The 19,204-nt window shown below is 48.8% G+C and carries 19 protein-coding genes; 7 read left to right on the top strand and 12 right to left on the bottom strand.

Annotation, left to right across the window (positions count from 1 at the left end; all coding sequences use genetic code 11):
* Nucleotides 1–19: 19 nt before the first annotated feature.
* Complete coding sequence (locus tag VFS25_RS25215) at nucleotides 20–706, bottom strand: polysaccharide deacetylase family protein (RefSeq protein WP_326464961.1); 687 nt, start codon at nucleotides 704–706, stop codon at nucleotides 20–22.
* A 222-nt stretch (nucleotides 707–928) separates the two neighbouring features.
* Between VFS25_RS25215 and VFS25_RS25210 the strand changes: the two genes are divergently transcribed.
* Entirely contained in the window at nucleotides 929–1,582 is a 654-nt protein-coding gene (locus VFS25_RS25210; RefSeq protein WP_326464960.1) for a BON domain-containing protein, read from the top strand.
* Between the two features lie 78 nt (nucleotides 1,583–1,660).
* Here the strand turns inward: VFS25_RS25210 and VFS25_RS25205 are convergent, their stop codons facing one another.
* From VFS25_RS25205 to VFS25_RS25195, 3 genes are read right to left on the bottom strand one after another with little or no spacing between them, the layout of a single operon-like run.
* Nucleotides 1,661–2,149, bottom strand: coding sequence for an OsmC family protein (locus VFS25_RS25205; protein ID WP_326464959.1), 489 nt, complete (start codon nucleotides 2,147–2,149; stop codon nucleotides 1,661–1,663).
* A gap of 18 nt (nucleotides 2,150–2,167) precedes the next feature.
* Nucleotides 2,168–2,575, bottom strand: coding sequence for a hypothetical protein (locus VFS25_RS25200; RefSeq protein WP_326464958.1), 408 nt, complete (start codon nucleotides 2,573–2,575; stop codon nucleotides 2,168–2,170).
* Nucleotides 2,576–2,616: 41 nt separating this feature from the next.
* A complete protein-coding gene (locus tag VFS25_RS25195; RefSeq protein WP_326464957.1) occupies nucleotides 2,617–2,820 on the bottom strand; it encodes a DUF2892 domain-containing protein in 204 nt (67 codons plus the stop codon).
* Between the two features lie 194 nt (nucleotides 2,821–3,014).
* On the opposite strand from VFS25_RS25195, the gene VFS25_RS25190 reads away from it, so the two are divergent.
* From VFS25_RS25190 to VFS25_RS25180, 3 genes are read left to right on the top strand one after another with little or no spacing between them, the layout of a single operon-like run.
* Nucleotides 3,015–4,127 (top strand): efflux RND transporter periplasmic adaptor subunit, encoded by a 1,113-nt coding sequence (locus tag VFS25_RS25190; RefSeq protein WP_326464956.1) that lies wholly within the window; start codon nucleotides 3,015–3,017, stop codon nucleotides 4,125–4,127.
* 6 nt (nucleotides 4,128–4,133) lie between these two features.
* Entirely contained in the window at nucleotides 4,134–5,399 is a 1,266-nt protein-coding gene (locus tag VFS25_RS25185; RefSeq protein WP_326464955.1) for an ABC transporter permease, read from the top strand.
* A gap of 10 nt (nucleotides 5,400–5,409) precedes the next feature.
* The gene (locus tag VFS25_RS25180) at nucleotides 5,410–6,087 is read left to right on the top strand and encodes an ABC transporter ATP-binding protein (protein WP_326464954.1); all 678 of its coding nucleotides are present in this window, start codon (nucleotides 5,410–5,412) and stop codon (nucleotides 6,085–6,087) included.
* Here VFS25_RS25180 and VFS25_RS25175 read toward each other — a convergent pair.
* The 8 genes from VFS25_RS25175 to VFS25_RS25140 all read right to left on the bottom strand — a co-directional run bounded on the left by VFS25_RS25175 (nucleotide 6,084) and on the right by VFS25_RS25140 (nucleotide 14,174).
* Nucleotides 6,084–6,581: a hypothetical protein gene (locus VFS25_RS25175; protein ID WP_326464953.1), complete on the bottom strand. Its 498-nt coding sequence runs from the start codon at nucleotides 6,579–6,581 to the stop codon at nucleotides 6,084–6,086. The two genes, VFS25_RS25180 and VFS25_RS25175, sit on opposite strands and share 4 nt — an antisense overlap.
* A gap of 90 nt (nucleotides 6,582–6,671) precedes the next feature.
* Nucleotides 6,672–9,263, bottom strand: coding sequence for a cation-translocating P-type ATPase (locus VFS25_RS25170; RefSeq protein WP_326464952.1), 2,592 nt, complete (start codon nucleotides 9,261–9,263; stop codon nucleotides 6,672–6,674).
* A 26-nt stretch (nucleotides 9,264–9,289) separates the two neighbouring features.
* Complete coding sequence (locus VFS25_RS25165; RefSeq protein ID WP_326464951.1) at nucleotides 9,290–9,952, bottom strand: alpha/beta hydrolase; 663 nt, start codon at nucleotides 9,950–9,952, stop codon at nucleotides 9,290–9,292.
* 56 nt (nucleotides 9,953–10,008) lie between these two features.
* Nucleotides 10,009–10,830 carry a hypothetical protein gene (locus tag VFS25_RS25160; RefSeq protein ID WP_326464950.1) on the bottom strand — a complete coding sequence of 274 codons (822 nt, stop codon included), beginning with the start codon at nucleotides 10,828–10,830 and terminating at the stop codon, nucleotides 10,009–10,011.
* Between the two features lie 91 nt (nucleotides 10,831–10,921).
* Nucleotides 10,922–11,605, bottom strand: a complete 684-nt coding sequence (locus tag VFS25_RS25155; RefSeq protein ID WP_326464949.1) for a hypothetical protein — start codon at nucleotides 11,603–11,605, stop codon at nucleotides 10,922–10,924.
* A gap of 18 nt (nucleotides 11,606–11,623) precedes the next feature.
* On the bottom strand, nucleotides 11,624–12,460 hold the full coding sequence (locus VFS25_RS25150) for a universal stress protein (RefSeq protein WP_326464948.1): 837 nt from the start codon (nucleotides 12,458–12,460) through the stop codon (nucleotides 11,624–11,626).
* A gap of 20 nt (nucleotides 12,461–12,480) precedes the next feature.
* Nucleotides 12,481–13,608 (bottom strand): site-2 protease family protein, encoded by a 1,128-nt coding sequence (locus tag VFS25_RS25145; RefSeq protein WP_326464947.1) that lies wholly within the window; start codon nucleotides 13,606–13,608, stop codon nucleotides 12,481–12,483.
* 113 nt (nucleotides 13,609–13,721) lie between these two features.
* Nucleotides 13,722–14,174 carry an Hsp20/alpha crystallin family protein gene (locus VFS25_RS25140; RefSeq protein WP_326464946.1) on the bottom strand — a complete coding sequence of 151 codons (453 nt, stop codon included), beginning with the start codon at nucleotides 14,172–14,174 and terminating at the stop codon, nucleotides 13,722–13,724.
* Nucleotides 14,175–14,428: 254 nt separating this feature from the next.
* Between VFS25_RS25140 and VFS25_RS25135 the strand changes: the two genes are divergently transcribed.
* From VFS25_RS25135 to VFS25_RS25125, 3 genes are all read left to right on the top strand, one after another.
* The gene (locus VFS25_RS25135; protein WP_326464945.1) at nucleotides 14,429–15,085 is read left to right on the top strand and encodes a BON domain-containing protein; all 657 of its coding nucleotides are present in this window, start codon (nucleotides 14,429–14,431) and stop codon (nucleotides 15,083–15,085) included.
* Between the two features lie 7 nt (nucleotides 15,086–15,092).
* The gene (locus VFS25_RS25130) at nucleotides 15,093–17,084 is read left to right on the top strand and encodes an amylo-alpha-1,6-glucosidase (protein ID WP_326464944.1); all 1,992 of its coding nucleotides are present in this window, start codon (nucleotides 15,093–15,095) and stop codon (nucleotides 17,082–17,084) included.
* A 9-nt stretch (nucleotides 17,085–17,093) separates the two neighbouring features.
* Nucleotides 17,094–19,204, top strand: a 2,111-nt coding sequence (locus tag VFS25_RS25125; protein WP_326464943.1) for a DUF3417 domain-containing protein, incomplete at its 3' end; no start/stop codon positions are given.

Below are 19,204 nucleotides of genomic sequence, written 5' to 3'. Positions count from 1 at the left end.
ACAAAGTCATGTGTGCGTTTTACCTATGCGGATCACAGGAGCGTAAAGCTGTGGAGGCCGTTTTTAGCGCTGCGTGCAAACGGGCGCCGGACCAGCTACCATTTGCCAACATACGGGGGATAGCGAATAAAGGTTTTTCCCTGTTTGTTTTGCCATTTAGCTGGAATGCCGCTTTATAACCGCTCGCTTCCAGCTCATTGATTACCTCCCCGTTCCACTGTCCGTAAGGATATGCAAAATATACTACTGGTTTGCCCGTCATCTTTTCCAATATTTTTTTTGGCCGCCTGAGCTGATTGTCCCAGTTTATATTCCCCCGGGTAAGATATGGATGATCCCAGGTATGTGCGCCAATAACATGTCCGTGGTCGGCCAGTGCTTTTATTTGCTGACCTGTCATGTATCCCGGTTTGCCTATTGGCACTGTCATTACAAAAAATACAGCCTTGAAACCGTATTGTTCCAGTATCGGAGCCGCAATGCTGAAATGGCTGGCACGTGTATCATCAAAAGTCAGCATAATGGGTTTGGAAGGCAACGCTGTGCCTTTTGAAAAGTAAGCATACAGCTGATCCGGTAATATAGTGTGATAGCCGCTGTCGGCCAGCGCTTTCATTTGTGCATTAAACTGTATGCTGCTGATGAAATATACGCCGTTCTGCCGCGTGTTACCTGTGAAAAGATGATGATAACATAAAACCGGCACAGGTATCCGTGTTTGCGTCAACCTGCTATTCAGCCATATGCAGCCAAGTAGTACAAATGCGGCGTTGATCATAATTCGTTGTTTACCTTCAAATCTCCCGCAACTGAAGTCCCTGTCCTATGATAAAGGATAGCTTACTGTATGATTACTATCATTTCCCAACTTCTTGTCGGGGTATAATTTTAATATGCTAAATTTTTTTTCACTTTAAACTGTACTAACATGAAGACAGATCTGCAAATTCAGCACAACGTAGTGGACGAGCTGGCCTGGGATCCCGTTCTGAAAGCATCCGAAATTGGCGTAACCTGCCATGAAGGGGTAGTTACATTAAGCGGGTATGTAAACAGCTATAGTAAAAAACTGGCGGCCGAGAATGCCGCCAAAAGGGTGAGGGATGTAAAAGCCGTGGCAATGGATATTGAAATAAAACTTCCCTCAGATAACAAACGCACCGATTCGGATATTGCTGCGGCCGCGCTGAATGCCCTGAGATGGAACACCTTTGTACCGGATGACCGGGTTAAGCTGGCGATAGAAGAAGGCTGGGTTACCCTGGAGGGAGAGCTGGAATGGCAATACCAGAAAGAGTCTGCCGCCAATGCCATTAAAGACCTTATTGGCGTACGCGGTATCAGTAATCTCATAAAGGTACGGCCTAATATATCCGCCGTCGTGGTCAAGGATGCTATAAAAAAAGCGTTGGAACGCAGCGCTTATATTGAAGCTGCCGGCATTAACATTATGACGGATGGAGGAAATATAACATTGAAAGGCAAGGTGCGCTCCTGGGGTGAGAGAAGTGAGGTAGAGCGTGCGGCATGGGCTACTCCCGGCGTGCTGGACGTGAAAGACGAGCTGGTGATTGCGCCATGAGATGATTGAGTAAAAGAAAAGCGCTATACAACCATGTCTGTAGAAGGCGTATAGCGCTTTTTAATGTGTAGTAACCTGTCAGGACCCGGGGTGTGGATCTTTTGATACTTCGCTGTGATAGGTGACCGGGGTACGCAGGGAATTTGAAACCAGGCAGTGTGCCTTTGTTTTTTGCAGCAGAAGCTGCGCCTGCTCTATCAGTCCTTCGTTATGCACATATATTTTAGGGTAAAGGTCAATACCTGTAAAAATATATTTGCCATTCTCCAGCTCAACCTGGCCGGTGGCCAAACAGGTCAGGTGTGTAACTTCCAGCTGTTGGCGGGCCGCAAAATAAAGGTAAGTGGTCATAAAGCAGCCAGACACTGCGCTTATGAGCAGATGCTCGGGGCTCCAATCCCGGCCCGGGCCGCCGAAAGTCTGCGGCGTAGCTATATGCAGCGCGTCTTTTACATCGTTGGCGGTAAGAATGCCGGTAGTCTTTTCGAGCCAGTCGAGCCGTGTGCTGAACTGTATTTTTTGTGTTCTTGCCGCGACGCCTGCCTGGGGGCTATGTTGTACATTCATAATTGTTCGGTTTACCAGTTAGTATTCATTGTCAGTAAAGTCCACCTCCGTTTCCAGGTGCCTGCTTTCAACCTCCTGCCGTGCTATTTCGTTTTGTTCTCCAAGAGTCACCAGGTCGCTGCCGGCAGTTTGTATCCAGCCGTCGGGGCCTATCCTGTATACCTGTACATACAAGCCGTAACGGTTCTTCAGCTGTTTTTCGATGTAATAAGGCGTGTGCAGCGGGTGTATTTCCAGCATACCCGTATTATGGCGCTGCCGGATGTGGCCAATAAGCTCCTCTTCCCGAAGCCGGTGTATTTCTTTTGAGCCTTCCATTTTTTTATGCGGCTCATCAAAGAACTCGATTTTCAGGAACGGAAAGTAGCCTGAAAAATCGCGCTGTACCATGGAAATGGTTTTGTTGTCACTTATTTGCAGCAGCATAACATTATGTTTAATGGTTAAACAATGTAGTGCCTTATCTCTTACTTACGTACTAATGTTCTTATATGCAGCAAGGAATACAACGGGCAAACGCCAACGAGCGCGGTAATAAAGAATGCAATACTCAGGATGGTAAGTACCACACCCCAGGAACCGGTTACAATATTGTAATAAGCCAGGTAACCCATAAAAACAGCTGCTATAGCACGTATAATGCGATCAAAAACTCCCATATTCTTTTTCATATCATGTGTGTTTTGATGATGAATAATGTTACTGCTAAGCTACCGGCCTTACAGCATTAAATAAATGACCCTTGATATACCCAAGGGTGATTTTGGTCAGATAGGTTGTGGTGATAATAATCAAACAATGTAATGATGCGCATCATTTAAAAAGCTGCGTTATGTAGCGAATTTTAGCTTACATCCAGGCGGTTATGATACGCAAATACTATTATGCTCTACTGTTATTCGTGTGCGCGGCTGTTTGCACCGGCTGCAGCCGGAAAAGAGCTGTAATATACCCTCAAAAACGGGAGATCATTGAGGCGGTCTATGCTTCGGGCAAAGTGGTTGCAGAAGACGAATACAGCCTGTTTGCCCTCAGCAACGGGCGGATAGTGAAAAAGCTGGTAAAAGACGGCGATTCCGTACACAAAGGGCAGGTGCTGTATGTAGTTGCCAATGATGCGGCGCAGGCCCGGCTGGAAGCGGCCCGGCAACAATACAACATCAGCGGTGCCAATCTTTCTCCTGCCTCGCCTTTACTGAACGACCTGCAGCTTGCGTTGCAAAGTGCCAGCATAAGGCTGCGTAACGATTCAGTTACCTACTTCCGCTGGAAACGCTTATGGGACCAGCAAATAGGCTCCAGAAGCAACCTGGATAATGCTTATAGCAACTACCAGGTTTCCCTTATGCAGCAAAAAATAGCTGAACAAAAATATCGTGCTGCGTTGAACGATGTGCAGCTTTCCCATAGCAACGCACAAAGCGCGCTAACGGCTGCCAGCCATGACCTGCAGGATTATTTCATCCGCAGCCCTTCAAATGGTGTAGTATATCAGACCTTTAAAGAAACGGGCGAAGCAGTGCGGAATAACGAGGTGGTTGCCTTGTTGGGCACACAAGGCGGCAGACTGCTGCGCCTGTCTGTAGATCAGCAGGATATTAGCCGTATTGAGCCCCGTCAGCAGGTGCTGGTACAGGCAGATGTGAGCGGCAGCAAGCTGTATCATGCCACGGTTACCCGTGTTTACCCGGTAATGAATGAAGCCGACCAAACATTCCGGGTAGATGCCCGTTTCCAGGAAGCATTGCCCGGCCCTTTCATTCACAGTTCTGTAGAAGCCAATATTATTATACAAAAGAAAAGCAACGCGCTGGTATTGCCCCGTGGTGCCCTGGTGGCCAGGGATAGCGTTTACATACCCGTAAACGGCGGGAAGCGGAAAGTAAGGATTCAGACCGGCATTCAAACGCTGGATTACGTGGAAGTACTAGCCGGGATAAATGAAAGCACGCCGGTGCTGCTGAACACCAATAAATAATAGCTCATGCCTTTGTCACTTAATCTTGATATAGCCAGGGTGCACCTTTTATCCCGTAAAAAGCAAACCATCATAGCCATGTTGGGAGTTACCTTTGGTATTGCCATGTTTGTGCTCATGATTAGCTTCATGAAAGGGGTAAACCAGTTCCTCCAGGACCTTACCATGGCTACTACCCCCGACATTCATATTTATAACAAGCTCAAAACGGACTACTCATCTTCACTGGCACAGCAATACTTTGCCGATCAGCACAACCCGTGGGTGGTAGTAAGGCATCCGCGGCCCAAACAGGTAAACCTGAACCTGAAGAATGCATCGGGTATTGTAAATGACCTGCACAGGTTTGAGGAGGTGGTATCTGTATCTCCACTACTTTCTGCCCTGGTAATATTCAATTACGGGCCGGTGCAATGGGCTGCCAATGTAGACGGGGTAGATATAACAGCAGAAGATCGCATGTTTGACCTTAAGGAGAAAATGCTAACCGGCAAGCCGGAAGATCTGATGGGCATTAACAACGGAATTATAATGGGCTACAAGCTGGCTGCAGACCTTAACCTGAACACCGGCGATTTGGTTACACTAACGGCACAATCCGGTACGCAGCTGCGCTGCCGCCTGGTAGGCCTTTTTAAATTTGGCATTGCCACGATGGACGAGTACAGGGCTTATGTAAGCCTTGCCAGCATGCAGCAGCTGTTAGGTAAGCACCCTGATTACATAACCGACATACGCGTTAAGCTCAGGGATTTGAAAGACGCGGCGAGAATGGCGCCGGTATTTGCAAAAAGGTATGGCTATACAGCGGATGATTGGGAAACGGTGAATGCTGCCATTAAGGCCGGTAACATTATACGGGATACGCTTACGTATGTAGTAAGCTTTACCCTGCTGGTGGTGGCCGGCTTTGGTATTTATAACATCATGAACATGGTAATTACCAATAAATTAAAAGACATTGCTATACTGAAAGCGCAGGGCTTCTCCGGCGGTGATATTATGCAGATATTCCTGTCACAGTCGCTGATTATCGGCATAGCCGGCGGCCTTTTGGGCCTGTTGTTAGGCTACCTGCTATCCTATGCATTATCACGCGTACCTTTTCCGGATGACGGGTATGTAAGCATTAAATATTTCCCGGTGCTTTTTGAAAGCCAGTATTATATTTTTGGAATGTGCTTTGGCGTGCTCACTACTTTTATGGCCGGTATGCTGCCGGCAATGAAGGCCTCCAAAATAGACCCGGTAGCTATTCTCCGTGCATCATAATCCTGTAGCCATGCAAATACCCATGCTCGAAGCTGTTAAGCTCAACAAATATTTTCATCAGCCGCAGGAGTTTCATGTGCTGGATAACGTATCCCTCACAGTACAAAAAGGCGAATTCATTTCCATTATGGGTAAGTCCGGCTGTGGTAAATCAACTTTGCTGTACCTGCTTTCTACGCTGGATACAGATTATGAAGGCTCTATTGTTATTAATGGCACCAATGTGACTGGCCTGGATGAAAAGGAGCTTGCCAGCTTCCGTAACTGGCACATCGGTTTTGTATTCCAGTTCCATTACCTGTTGCCGGAGTTTACGGTACTGCAAAATGTGATGTTGCCCGCCATTAAGCTGGGCGTTTATGACCGGGTAACAATCGAACAGCATGCAATGGAAAAGCTGCAGCAAATGGAAATGGAAGCCTGGGCCACCAAAACAGCGGGCAAACTGTCAGGCGGCCAGCAGCAAAGAGTTGCTATTGCCCGTGCGCTGATTAATACACCGGATATTATACTGGCAGATGAGCCAACCGGCAACCTGGACTCCGCCAATACAGCGGTGATACTTGGTATATTTGAGCAGATGGTTCGGCAGGGTAATACTGTTATTGTAGTAACGCACGATGATGATTTTGCCCGGAATTCAGACCGGATTATCCGGATGGTGGACGGGAGAATAATAGCTCCTTAAATGTGACGCGTTTTCGGATATTTCCTGCGTAGTACTTCAGGCAATGAATCATGTCCTGCATCGAAGATGAGTATAAGGCAGGCAGCTGCGAGCATTATCGAGCAGGGAAAGGCCGATCCTGCACCAAGCGGCGCAATGGCAATAAGGAAAGTAAAGGCGCCGGCTAAGGCGAGCTTCATCCATATGCCTTTCCATCCTATTAAAGTGCCGGTAACCAGCTGCAGTAATGCAATAACTAAAATATACAATGTGATATGGCGGCTGAATGCGCCCCGTATAAAGGTTTCGTATAGCGGAGAAGCGGTAAGGTCGGCATATACCAAGTACCGTTCGGGATAATAAATAGCTACAATGGCATTATAGCAGGCCGCGCCTATGAATATAAGACTTAGCATGGCCCGGGCAATCTGCGGCCTTTTTGCAGCCAATACCAGCAATAGCAAGGCTATTGTATTGGATAAAATAGATTCGGGGGAGAAAATGTTACCACGCATACATACAGGTTTAAAAGATGATCCTGCCCAAAGCTATCGGTAAAATTTACACTGGAGAATGATGACGGTTAGCGAGGATGGTGATACCTGTCAATTAGTTCGAGGGGTGGTTTGCAGCTTTCTGTTTCCCTTAATGGCTTTTTCAATTTCCACAGCTATAAATACAAGGGTTGATGCAATACCTGTTATAATAAATTCTTTGACCGAAAGGGTAGTGGTGTGAAATACCGGCTGCAGGAGAGGCGTATAGGTAACCGCTACCTGCAATGTAAACGCAATCAGTACAGCGCCCAGGAGAGGTTTGTTTGAGAGCAGGCCCATACGGAACAGTGACTGCTTTTCGGAACGGATGGCCAGCACATGTCCCATTTGGCTAAGGCATACAACATTAAACACAATGGTTTGCCAGTGCAGGCCTGCAAAAATAGCCCAGCCCTGTGCGCTTAATGCAATGGTGGCCATCAGCAGGCCAACCCATAGCATGTGCGCTCCCCGGCCGTTGCTGAAAATACTTTCCTGCGGCTGCCGCGGCGGCCTTTTCATAATATCTTTCTCTGCTTTTTCAAACGACAGGGAAATGGCCGGTAAACCGTCCGACACCAGGTTTATCCATAAAATATGAATGGGCAGCAGTGCTACCGGCAGGCCGAGGAATGGGCCGAGCAACAAGGTCCACAGTTCGCCCGAGTTGGTGGTCATCAGGTATTTAACGAATTTGAGAATGTTATCATAGACCCTTCTGCCCTCCTTTACTGCTTTTACAATAGTGGAGAAATTGTCGTCCAGCAGTATCATGTCGGCCGCTTCCTTTGTAACATCTGTACCGGTTATGCCCATGGCAATGCCTATATTGGCGCGTTTAAGGGCAGGGGCGTCGTTCACGCCATCGCCTGTCATAGCTACATAATGTCCTTTCTGCTGCAGCGCTTTAATGATCAATAGCTTTTGTTCGGGCGATACGCGGGCATACACCTTTATTTTTTCCACCCTGGCGGCAAATATATCCATGTCCATGGCTGTCAGTTCCTGCCCGGTTACCACCAGGTCATGGGGGCTTGAAAGTATGCCAATACGTTTGGCAATGGTTTTTGCCGTAACAGGATGGTCGCCGGTGATAATAACCGGTATAATGCCGGCAGTTTTGCATTGCGCCACGGCATCGGCCACCTCTTCCCGGGGCGGATCAATAATACCGGCCAACCCCAGGAAATGCAGCCCGTTTTCATATTGTTCGGCAGACGGGTCTTCCGGCAGGGTATTCCAGTAGCGGCAGGCAAACCCCAGTACCCGCAAGCCCCTGGCAGCCATTTTATCTACCTGCTTTAAAACCGCCGGCGCATCAACCTGTGTGCAACATTGCAGCAATATATCCGGGGCGCCCTTTGTGTAAGCAATGAACCGGTCGCCGCTTTCATGAAAGGTGGTCATTAGCTTACGGTTGGCGTCAAACGCTATTTCCGCCAGCCGGGAACTGCCGTTGGCCCGAATACCCTGTTCCCTGGAGGCTTCCATCAGGGCCACTTCTGTACCATCGCCTTTTATTTCCTTCTCCTTATTCTCTATGGCGTCGTTATTCAATGCAAATGCCTGCAGCAGCTGCTGCCCTTCTGTATGCAGCTGCAGCATGGCCAGCTCGCTGCGTTCATAGGTTTGTGTATTTACAAAAACCTGCTCTACATGCATCTTGTTTTTGGTAAGGGTGCCTGTTTTATCGGTACAAATGAAGGTAACCGCACCCAGTGTTTCTACTGCTGGTAGTTTCCGGATCAGGGTGTTAAGCCGTATCATTCTTTTGGCTGCAGTGGCCAGGGAAATAGTAATAACAGCAGGCAATGCTTCCGGGATGGCGGCTACTGCCAGTGAAATGCTGGTAAGCAGCAGCTGTACCATGTTTTCGCCGCGGAGGTAACCTGCTGCGAAAAACAGCACGCAGAGAAACAATACAAGCAGAGAAAGTTTTTTACCAAAGGCAAGCATGCGGCGCTGTAAAGGGGTAAGCACCTCTTTCTCCTGCAGCAGGGTGGCAATGTGCCCCAGCGCGGTTTGCATACCCGTGGCTACTACTATGCCGGCGCCCCGGCCGTAGGCAACAAAGGTACCTTTGAAGACCATGTTGTTTTTGTCGCCGGGCGAAAGGTCCTCCGCGGGTAAGGCATGCACATATTTTTCAACCGGGTGTGACTCGCCGGTTAAGGCTGCTTCCTCAACTCTCAGGTTAACTGATTTAATGAGGCGCATATCAGCCGGCACCGCATTGCCGGCCTCCAGCAGTACAATGTCGCCAGGTACCAGGTCGGTGGCCGGCAGCCAGGTACTGTTACCATCCCTTAAAACCCGGGCCTGGGTAACCGCCATTTTTTTCAGGGCTTGTATGGCTTTTTCTGCACGGTATTCCTGTATAAAGCCTACGATTGCATTTAACACCACAATAACGAGAATAACAATGGTGTCTGTAAGGTCGCCGATAAAACCCGAAATAAGGGCGGCCGCCAGCAAAATGAGGATCATTACATCTTTGAACTGTGAAAGCAGCATTGCAGCTATGCTGCGCTTTTTGCCTTCCTGTATCTCATTAAGCCCGGCTTCCTGCAGCTTTTCAGCAGCTGCGGCAGCACTTAATCCCTGCCGGCTGGTGCCCAGCATTTCCAAAGTTTCTTTTATGCTTAGTGCATGCCAGTTCATATGAGGGAGATGTACGCTGCAAATAATCAGGATGCCTGATGGTCAGGCACCTTCAGGTAATGATGGAACCAGTTAGCGGCGCTTTCCATAATAAGCGTCATTGCATTGTTTTCAACAAACAGCTGTCCGGCGCCCTTTATTTCCAGCAGCTTTTTACGGCATTGCAGCTTTTCAAAGGCCAGCCGGCTGTGTCCCAGCATATCGGCATCCAATGTTCCGGCAATCAGCAGCACAGGCGTTGCTATATACGGCAGCAGGTCTTCCGCCATATCAGGCCGGCCTCCCTGGCATACTACTGCTTGTATGTGCGGCAGGTAATAAGCTGCTTTTAATGCCGCGGCAGCGCCGGTGCCCGCGGCAAAGTAGCCCAGGCTCAGATGGGTGGCAGGTCCATAGCATTCCAGCCATTCGGTAATGCCGGTAAGGCGCCGGGTGAGCAGCTCAATATTAGTGCGGGTATAATAATAGGCAGCGTCTTCCTCATCGGTCAGCAGGTCTGCCAGTAAGGTGCCAAAACCACGCTGCTGCAGCTGCTGCGCTACTTTTTGATAACGCCGGCTATACCGGCTCCGGCTGCTGGCCAAACTAAAGATCACGATGGACGTAGCGCCTTCGGGCAGTGTGAGCACTGCTTCAAGCGTTGCCTTGCCCACCGGGATCTTTATTGTATCATGAAAAAAGCATTTCATAAAAGAACAGATTAAATAGTATCAGGGTAAAAATATCAGGGCGATATATTAAGCTGCTAGTGATGCGCGATGAAAACCGGGATGCGGTGTTCAGCAATTACCTCCGTTATAAAACTTTGCCGGAAGGTTTGGGAAAGGCCGGAACGGCCGTAGGAGCCGCTGATCAATATCGGGTTTTTAACGTCATCCAGCCAGGTATCAAAATATTTTTTAGGAGCCACATCCAGCACCTGCAGGGTAAGGTTGGGGAAATGACGCGCAGCCAGCTCCTTTATGTAGTCTATATCCGGTATCTCCGGCTGCTTTTTGTCTGTAGCATACACGAGGACCGTTTCATTGCTGCATAATTGCGGGAAAAGGCTGCTGAAGTTTTTAATGGCTAAAACAGCATCTTCACTTCCATCGTAGCATAATACATTGCATTCAGGGATCCGGAACGCTTCCGGGACCAGCACAACCGGGCACTCCGCGTCGTGCAGCGCCATCCGCAGGTACTCGTTGGGTATGCTTAACTCCAGGTTGCTGTAAAATTTTTCACTGCCCAGGACCAGCAGGTCGGCAAAGCGGGTTTCTTTCTTCAGCTCCGGGATGGCAAAATCATAACGGTCTTTATGAATGCGGAACTCAATATGATGGCGCGTACAGGCAGTTTCGAAGGCCTGCGCCTGCTGCGCTACCACTTCCGCATTGTAGTCCTCTATTACGGGTAAAAAAGTGCCGGCGCCACCCTGCGCGTAGCTCAACGTACTGGTAAAGTCGAGATGCGGTAAAAAGACACCTGTTAGTAAGATGGGGGCCTGCTCATTAAGCCAGCATGCAAATTCAAATGCACCTGTTGAAAAATGCCCGTTATCAAAGGCAAGAAGTACTTTTTTCATAACATTGCTTTTTGTAAAGCTACTGCAGCGCTTTGCTTCGTGAAATGACTGCTGGCAGCCGCCAGGGTGATTGTGATCACTGACAGTGTTGTTAGTTCATTGTTTGCTTACGGTACATTTGCAGGATTTGCTGCTCCCACTGTTTTAGTATATACACCATTTTTTCCATCAGTAGCGTAAACTGTTTTAATTTCCGGGTAAGTGTGTCTAATATGTCTTCCGTTATACCGGTAAGCGCCGGTTTTTCACCACTGTTGCCCGAGATGGAATTATTCAGAAATTCATGTATAATAACTGTACTATTTATAAGCTCAGTAACAATAACCTGTATATGATGAACACTATTTGCGTTTATGTCTGCAGGCCGGCCGCCGGGGCATTCGAGTTGCAGCTCAATGTTCCGCAGCACATCGCGTTGAAAAACGTATAAAATATCTCTATAGGTTCTTATGACCTCCAGGATGTGGCCATAAAACAGCAAATGCTTTCCGCTGCACTGGCTTCCAAACAACCGGTTGGCCTGCTCAAGGTGCTGCAGCAGCGCTTCTGCCAAGGGTATATTACGCTGCTGCAGCATTAACAGCAGCATTTGTGGATGCAAACTTTCAAGCGCATAGTCCTGGTCCACGCAATCTATCGTTTTTTTGAGATCGGGCGCCGGACTGTAACGTTTATAAATAGAGCTGCCGGACTGTTCCAGGTTGCTAAAGGGTAAAAACCCAAATCCTTCACAAAACTTCCGCTGCAATTCAGGATAACTATAATAGATGCCCATAACCCGGAGTTTTAAAATCTAAGGATGAGTGATAAACACGGGAACATTCACGGTGCGCAAAATGCTTTCGGCATCGCTGCGGTGGAAAAAGCGGGAGAGCTTGCTTCTGCCGTAAGCGCCGTAAGTGACCAGGCAGTTTTGCCGGTGCAGCAGCAGCGCCAGCAGCTCTGCGGCCGGGTTGCCGTTTAACACCGTAAACCGTACGTCTTCATAATGTAGCTCCAGGTATTCACGCAACAGCTTCTCATACGGAATATCCTGGTTGTCATTTTCCGCAACATATACCACATTCACAAATGCATCTGAAAAGCTGTTGAAAAGCTGCGTTAGCTGACGGATGGCGTAAACGGAGGAAAAAGAGCCGTTGTACGCGAATACCAGCTCCTTAATAGGATGCATTTTCTCCGGTAGTACCATCACGGGACATTGTGCGCGTGCCAGCACATCTTTTACAAATTCCGGTGGGTTACTGTCCCTCAGTACAGCAAAGGAGGTTGTATTGCTAACCAGCAGCAGATCTGCGAACCGGCTTTCCTTTATAATTTCTTCTACCGGGTCGCCGGTGGTTTCATGTAATCTGAAATCAAGGTTGTTATTTATGCATATCCGGTTAAATTTTTCCACGCTTTCCTTTCGCTCTGTTTCGTAATGTTTCCTTGCTTCCATCGCTATTTTATTGTAGTCAAGCGTATAAGCGTCTGTATACACATTGGCAAGAGAAGTGCCCAGCGCTGCAACATTTTCCAGCAGCACAACAGTAACTGCGCCGCTTATTTCACGGGCAATATAATAGAAGCTTTCCAGCTCGCCTTCTGTGAAATGGCGGGCATCAATGGCTGCAATGATCTTTTTCATGATTTTGTGTTTTTTATTGATTAAAACTGCTGCAGCATACGCGCTGCTGCACCACGTTGATTTTGTCTTTTTGCGTTGGTGTCATGTATAAGCAGGTATTCTATCATGCCGTCAAAGCTTAGAATACCGGCCAGCCTGCTACCACACATTACCGGTAAAGCAGCTGTCCGGTGCCGGAGCAGCTGTTCAACTACCTCATTGGCCAGGCTGTTTTCATCCAGCGTTTCCTGGGGAGCGCTTATTAATGCAACTACCGGTTTGTCATACCATCCCTGTGCCAGCGCATGCAATAGCATATTGCGGTCTATTATGCCGGTCAGCTCTTCATGTTTTGTTATTGCGAAGTATGGGTGATGGCTTGGCAAAAATTCTTCTGCCGCTTCCCGGATAGTAAGATCATGCGGTATATTGGCATAATCCCTTATAATAAGTTCTTTTAGCCTTAGGCCTTTTACAGCAGTGCGGAGATATGCCAGCTGCTCCTCTGCGGCGTCTGCCAGTATGATCAGGGTGCCGATAAGGGGCAGCATAAGGTTAAATGAAAGCAGGCCGGTTATAATAAATACAATGGCAATAATGCGGCCCGTCATTATGGCTATGGCAGTAGGGCGCCCGTTATGCAGGAACAAGCCCAGGAAGCCGCGCAGCATCCTGCCTCCATCCAGCGGAAAGGCAGGGATGAGATTAAACAGCGCCAGCACTATGTTAACCGTATGCAAAAATAGAAGGAAGTTGCCCGGCCGAATGCTGTCAATAATAGCTGCCGCTTTCCAGAACGGTCCATAATCGGGAATAAAAGGTAGCAGCAGCGCTGCTATTAATAAGTTCACCAGCGGACCGGCAAAGCTGATTGCCATTTCCTCCAAAGGTTTTTCAGGCAGCTTTTCCATGGTAGCCAAGCCGCCTATGGGGTACAGCGTGATGTCTCTTGTTTTTATATGGTAATGCGCAGCAACCAGGGCGTGCCCCAGCTCATGCAGCACCACGCAGGTAAATATAGCAGCTAAGCCCAGCAGGGCCCATGTAGTTTGTGCCATACCAGCCCGGTTCACTGCCTGCACTATCAGTATCCAGGCTATCAGTAAAGTAAACGTCCAGTGCAGGTATACCCGTACGCCCAATACGGTTGCGAGTTTAATCTTTTTCATCCTGTATGGTTTAATGTAAGTCTGTTACATATGGTGTCGTTTCCATAAAATGAGGTGGTGGAGGAAGCTCCTGCCTGAGGTATGTTCAGGCAGGAACTTTACGTGGTTGCCGGTTATTGCACGGCAATATGTACGCTGGCCTTATCCTGCTTGGCCTCTTCCTTTTTGGGGAGCTGCAGCTTCAATACACCATCCTGGTAGCGTGCTTCTATTTTATCTTTTTTAATAGTTTCCGGCAGGTTAAAGCTGCGGGAAAAGCTGGTGTAGTTGTATTCCTGGCGGCTGAATTTTTCATTTTTTTCGTCTTTTGTTTCTTCTGTTTCCGCACTAATGGTTAGCACATTCCCATCGAGGTCTATTTTAAAATCTTCTTTTTTCATACCTGGGGCTGCCATGGATATCTTGTACTTATCTTTATCCTCACTTACGTTTACCGCAGGTACAGTTACCGCGGGAAAGGAGCGGCCGCCGTTGAAATCCAGGGGCCAATCTCTCCAGGTTTTGAAAAAGTCGTCGAATAGTGACGGGAACAAGGCATTTTGTTTGGTTACTGCTTGAGTTGACATAATTACCTCCTTTTTTTTGAGTTATTGAATTACTGCTAAATTATCAGCCGTACCTGTTGAAAAGAATGATAGGGCTCAAATGAGCAGGTGATTGTTATCACTTATCCGTAAGAGATGACCCGATATTCAGCTCCAGACCCCGGTTATTGACGTCTGTCATATCCGGCCATAATGCCCGTCATTGCCACAGCGCTGCGCACAACATACATTTGGCGGAGAATTAATACGCATTCTTCAAGCCAAAAATCTTCGATATGAAATCAGATATAGAAATACAGCGCGATGTCATGGATGAATTGCTGTGGGAGCCTTCCATACATGCTTCAGATATTGGCGTAGTCGTCCGTAATGGTGTAGTAACCCTGATGGGGGCGGTGAGGAACTACGGTGAAAAGCTGGCGGCAGAAAAGGCCGCTAAAAGAATAAAAGAGGTGAAAGCCGTGATCATGGATATTAATATCCGGATATGTAACAAGCATATGAAAGCGGATAAGGAAATTACGGAAGCTGCCTTGAACGCCCTTAAATGGAATAGCTTTGTGCCGGAAGACCGCATTCAGCTGAAAGTGGAAAATGCCTGGATCACCCTGGAAGGGGAGGTGGAATGGCAGTTTCAGAAAGAGTCCGCCACCAATGCAGTGCATCACCTGGTGGGAGTTAGGGGTGTAAGCAATTTTATAAAGGTAAAGCCAGTGTTAACCCCCATCCTGGTAAAGGATGTTATTAAAAAAGCGCTGGAAAGAAGCGCGGATATTGAGGCGGAAAAAATTGATATAGAGTTGAGCGGCGGAAAAATAATATTAAAGGGTAAGGTACGCTCATGGGGAGAACGAAGGGCCGTGGAACGCGCCGTATGGGCCACACCCGGCGTAGTAGATGTGAATGACGAATTAATCATCTCTTCTAAATAACCCCCCCATGCCTGCAGCAAACCTTTTTGCGTCGCCAGCTGGCGAAAGTATCAGCAGCAGCGTGGAGGCTGCTACAGCGCATGAATACCTGGAAGTGTCCGGCTCCGGTGCTTACAGCGCCTCCACCCTTTGCGGCTGCAATACCCGTAAATATCACGGCATACTGGTAGCAACATTGCCCCACCTGCAAAACGAATCACATGTGCTGCTTTCTTCGCTGGATGAAAAAGTGATGAGCGAAGGCACCGCCTGGCGGTTGGCTACCCATCGCTATACCGGTGTGTATTATCCCGAAGGGTACCGTTACATCCGCAATTTTTCAGCCAGCCCTTTCCCGTGCTGGACATACAGCATGGCCAATACCCTGTTGCAAAAGGAGCTGTTGTTTATACATGGCCGTTCCACTGTGCTGATACGGTATACGTTGCTTACTGCCCCTGCCGCTATTACCCTTTTCCTGATGCCTATGCTGGCCTGCAGGAATTTTCATACGCTTACGGCCTATAACGCGCAAACTGATCACCACTTTAACCGGCTGGCAAACGGCGTTGAAATAAAGCTGTATAAAGATTATGTGCCGCTTTACCTGCAGCTGACGGCCCCTGCGCATTACAGGCATACACCCGACTGGTACTATTACTTTGAGTACCCTGAAGAACAGCGCAGGGGCTATGATTTTCATGAAGACCTGTACACGCCCGGGTATTTTGAGCTAACGCTGCTTCCCGGGCAATCTGTTGTTTTTGCGGCGGGGCTGGAACCATTATGTACTGATACTTTTGATGCCCTGTTTAGCGAGCTGGCAGCCGAAAAAGAGCAGCCGAAATCAATGGAAGACCATCTGCGCAAAGCCGCCGGGCAGTTTATTATTCATAACCCCGGCACTGCTTACATTAAAGCAGGTTATTACTGGTTTGAATGCTGGGGCAGGGACAGTTGTATAGCTTTGCCTGGTTTAACACTGCTTACCGGTAACGCCGGCAGTTTTATCATGATAGTAGACGAACTGCTCAGGGGGCTTAAAGACGGACTGCTGGCTAATTACGGCTATGGCGGCCACGCGGCACGCAACACAGCCGATGCATCTTTATGGCTGTTGTGGGCAATACAGCAATATGTTTACCAGGGCTATGGAGCGGCGGCTGCTATGTGGGCAAAATACAAACAAGCTTTTCAACATATACTTGAGCATTACCGGAGCGGTACTCATTATGGTATTCAAATGGATGCAGATGGTCTGCTGGAAGCAGGCGCAGATGGCATGGCCCTTACCTGGATGGATGCAATAGTAGACGGAATACCGGTTACACCGCGGCATGGCAAAGCAGTTGAGCTGAATGCGCTCTGGTGTAACGGTATTTGTTTTTGCCTGGAGCTGGCACATGCTGCAGCAGACCCCTCGTTTGAAAGAGAGTGGGCCGCTTATCCTAAACAAATAGCGGCTGCTTTTGTGAACTGCTTTTGGGATGCCGGTAAACAATACCTGGCCGATTGTGTGCACGCAGGTAAAAAGGACTGGTCAGTACGCCCCAACCAATTGCTTGCTGTTTCGCTTCCCTACTCGCCATTAAATGCAGCAATGCAGCACGGTGTAATGGATAAAATAGTGAGCGAGCTGATGACATCCAGGGGCCTTCGTACACTATCTCCCGCCAGCTCGCATTATTGCGGTCATTACGGGAGCAACCAACTTACGCGCGACAGATCTTACCACCAGGGAACTGTTTGGCCCTGGCTGCTCGGGCATTTTGCAGATGGCTGCCTGAAAGTATATAAGCAGGCTGCCCTAAGCATGCTTGAAACCCTGTATGCCGGTATGGAACCTGTGTTGCAGGAAGGTTGCCTGTACACCATTCCTGAAGTTTTTGACGGCGAGTACCCACATAAAGACGGCGGCGCTGTAGCACAGGCCTGGAGCGTGGCAGAGCTGATACGCATGAAAAATATTATTGACACCTATAAAACACAACCCACCGGGGCAGCTTTGCTTTCATTATAAAACAACCATATGAAAGACACACAGTACAGGCCTGACTACGTTTTCGAAGTTAGCTGGGAGGTTTGCAACAAGGTGGGCGGCATACATACCGTGTTACAGACCAAGGCGCCGCTCCTGCAGCAGGAATGGGGCGAACGGTTGATCATGATAGGTCCCGACCTGCATACCGGTACCGGCGCCCATCCTGAGTTTACAGAAGATATAGCGCTTTTTCCTACCTGGAAAGCACACATGCAGCAGGCGGGGCTGCGCGTAAGAACCGGTCGCTGGAATATTCCCGGACAGCCTCTTGCCGTACTGATAGATTTTACGCCGCTTTACCAGCAGAAGAACGGCATTTTTACGGATCTGTGGATAAAGTTCCGGCTTGACTCGCTGAACGGGCAGTGGGATTATATAGAGCCGGCCCTGTTTGGCTACGCAGCCGGCATTGCCATTGCACAGTTTTACCATTGTCACCTGAACGCAACAGACAAAATTATTGCGCAGTTTCATGAGTGGATGACCGGCGCCGGTATACTGTACGTTGAAGATAATATTCCGCAGATAGCCACCGTGTTTACCACGCATGCTACTGTATTAGGCAGGGCGCTGGCCGGCAGCGGGCAGCTTTTTTATAACCACCTTACTGATATTAACCCCGAGCAGGCAGCGCGTGACTACAACATCATCGCCAAACACTCACTGGAAAAAACAGCCGCCGGGATAGCAGACTGTTTTACCTGCGTAAGCGACCTTACTGCACAGGAATGTGAACACCTGCTGGGCAAACCCCCGGATGTAGTTACCCCTAACGGCTTTAACGCCGCTTTTGTGCCGGACAATACCCTGTTTGAAAATAAGCGCGCTGCGGCACGCCAAAAGCTGCTGGCTGTAGCTACAGCCCTGTTACAGCAACCCTTGCCGGAAGATAGCCTGCTGGTAATAAACAGCGGACGCTATGAATTTCATAATAAAGGGATAGATGTGTTTATCGACAGTATGGCGCTGCTGAACAAAGATCCGGTACCGGGCAAAATCATTGTTGCTTTTCTTTTTATACCGGCAGCCCATACCGGCCCCCGGAAGATATTGCAGGATAGCCTGTTGCTGCCCGACCTCTCTCACCCCCGCACGGGCGAAATACCAACACATAATCTACAGGGTGGGGATGCTGATCCCGTGATGAACCGCATCCGGCAGCGGCAGCTGGATAATGCACCCGGCAGCGGCGTTAAAATAATTTTCGCGCCTGTTTACCTGGATGGTACCGATGGCGTTTTTAATGCGGCTTACTATGATATAGTTATCGGTTTTGACCTGGCCGTGTTTCCTTCCTGCTATGAACCCTGGGGGTATACGCCGCTGGAAAGCCTGGCATTTCATATACCTGCCATAACCACCAGTATTACCGGTTTTGGCGCCACCGTCAGCAGTTTGCCGGCTTATAACGGCCAGGGATTATACATAGTGGACCGTAAAGATAATAATGAGCAGGCCACAGCCACAGCCATCGTATACATCGTTAAAAATTATGCAATGCAGCCGGCAGCTGCTATTGCAGCTGCCCGGAAAAACGCACAGTCAATAAGCCTGCAATTCCAGTGGAGCCATCTCATTCAACGGTACTATACAGCCTATGACCTTGCCCTGCAAAAAAGCCAGCAGCGGGAAAAGCTGTTCCGTGAAAAGCCGCAGGCAGCGCCGCTGGTTATACATGAGGAACGGCTGGTGCAAACCCCCGTGTGGAGAAACCTGCAGGTGCTGCCTGCGCTGCCGTCGGCATTGCAGGCGCTGCAGCATATTGCCTCCAATCTGTGGTGGAGCTGGAATGCAGACGCCATAGCCCTGTTTGCGTATATAAATGACCAGGCATGGGAGTCGGGCAGGCATAACCCGCTGGCTATCATCAGCACAATGGGACTGGATGCTATACAACGGCTGCTGAACGACAGCCATTTTATGAATATGCTGAAAAGTGTGCAGGCAAAGCTAGTGGATTATTTACAGGCGCCTGCGGCGCCGCTGCCGCTGACCGCCTACTTTAGCATGGAGTACGGCCTTTGCTCCGGCCTTAAAATATACGCAGGTGGTTTGGGCGTGCTGGCGGGCGACTACCTGAAAGCAGCCAGCGACGGCAA

Source organism: Chitinophaga sp. (assembly GCF_035761305.1).
GTDB lineage: Bacteria > Bacteroidota > Bacteroidia > Chitinophagales > Chitinophagaceae > Chitinophaga.
Note: the sequence above shows the minus strand (reverse complement) of the source record. Positions and strands in the feature narration are given on the sequence as shown.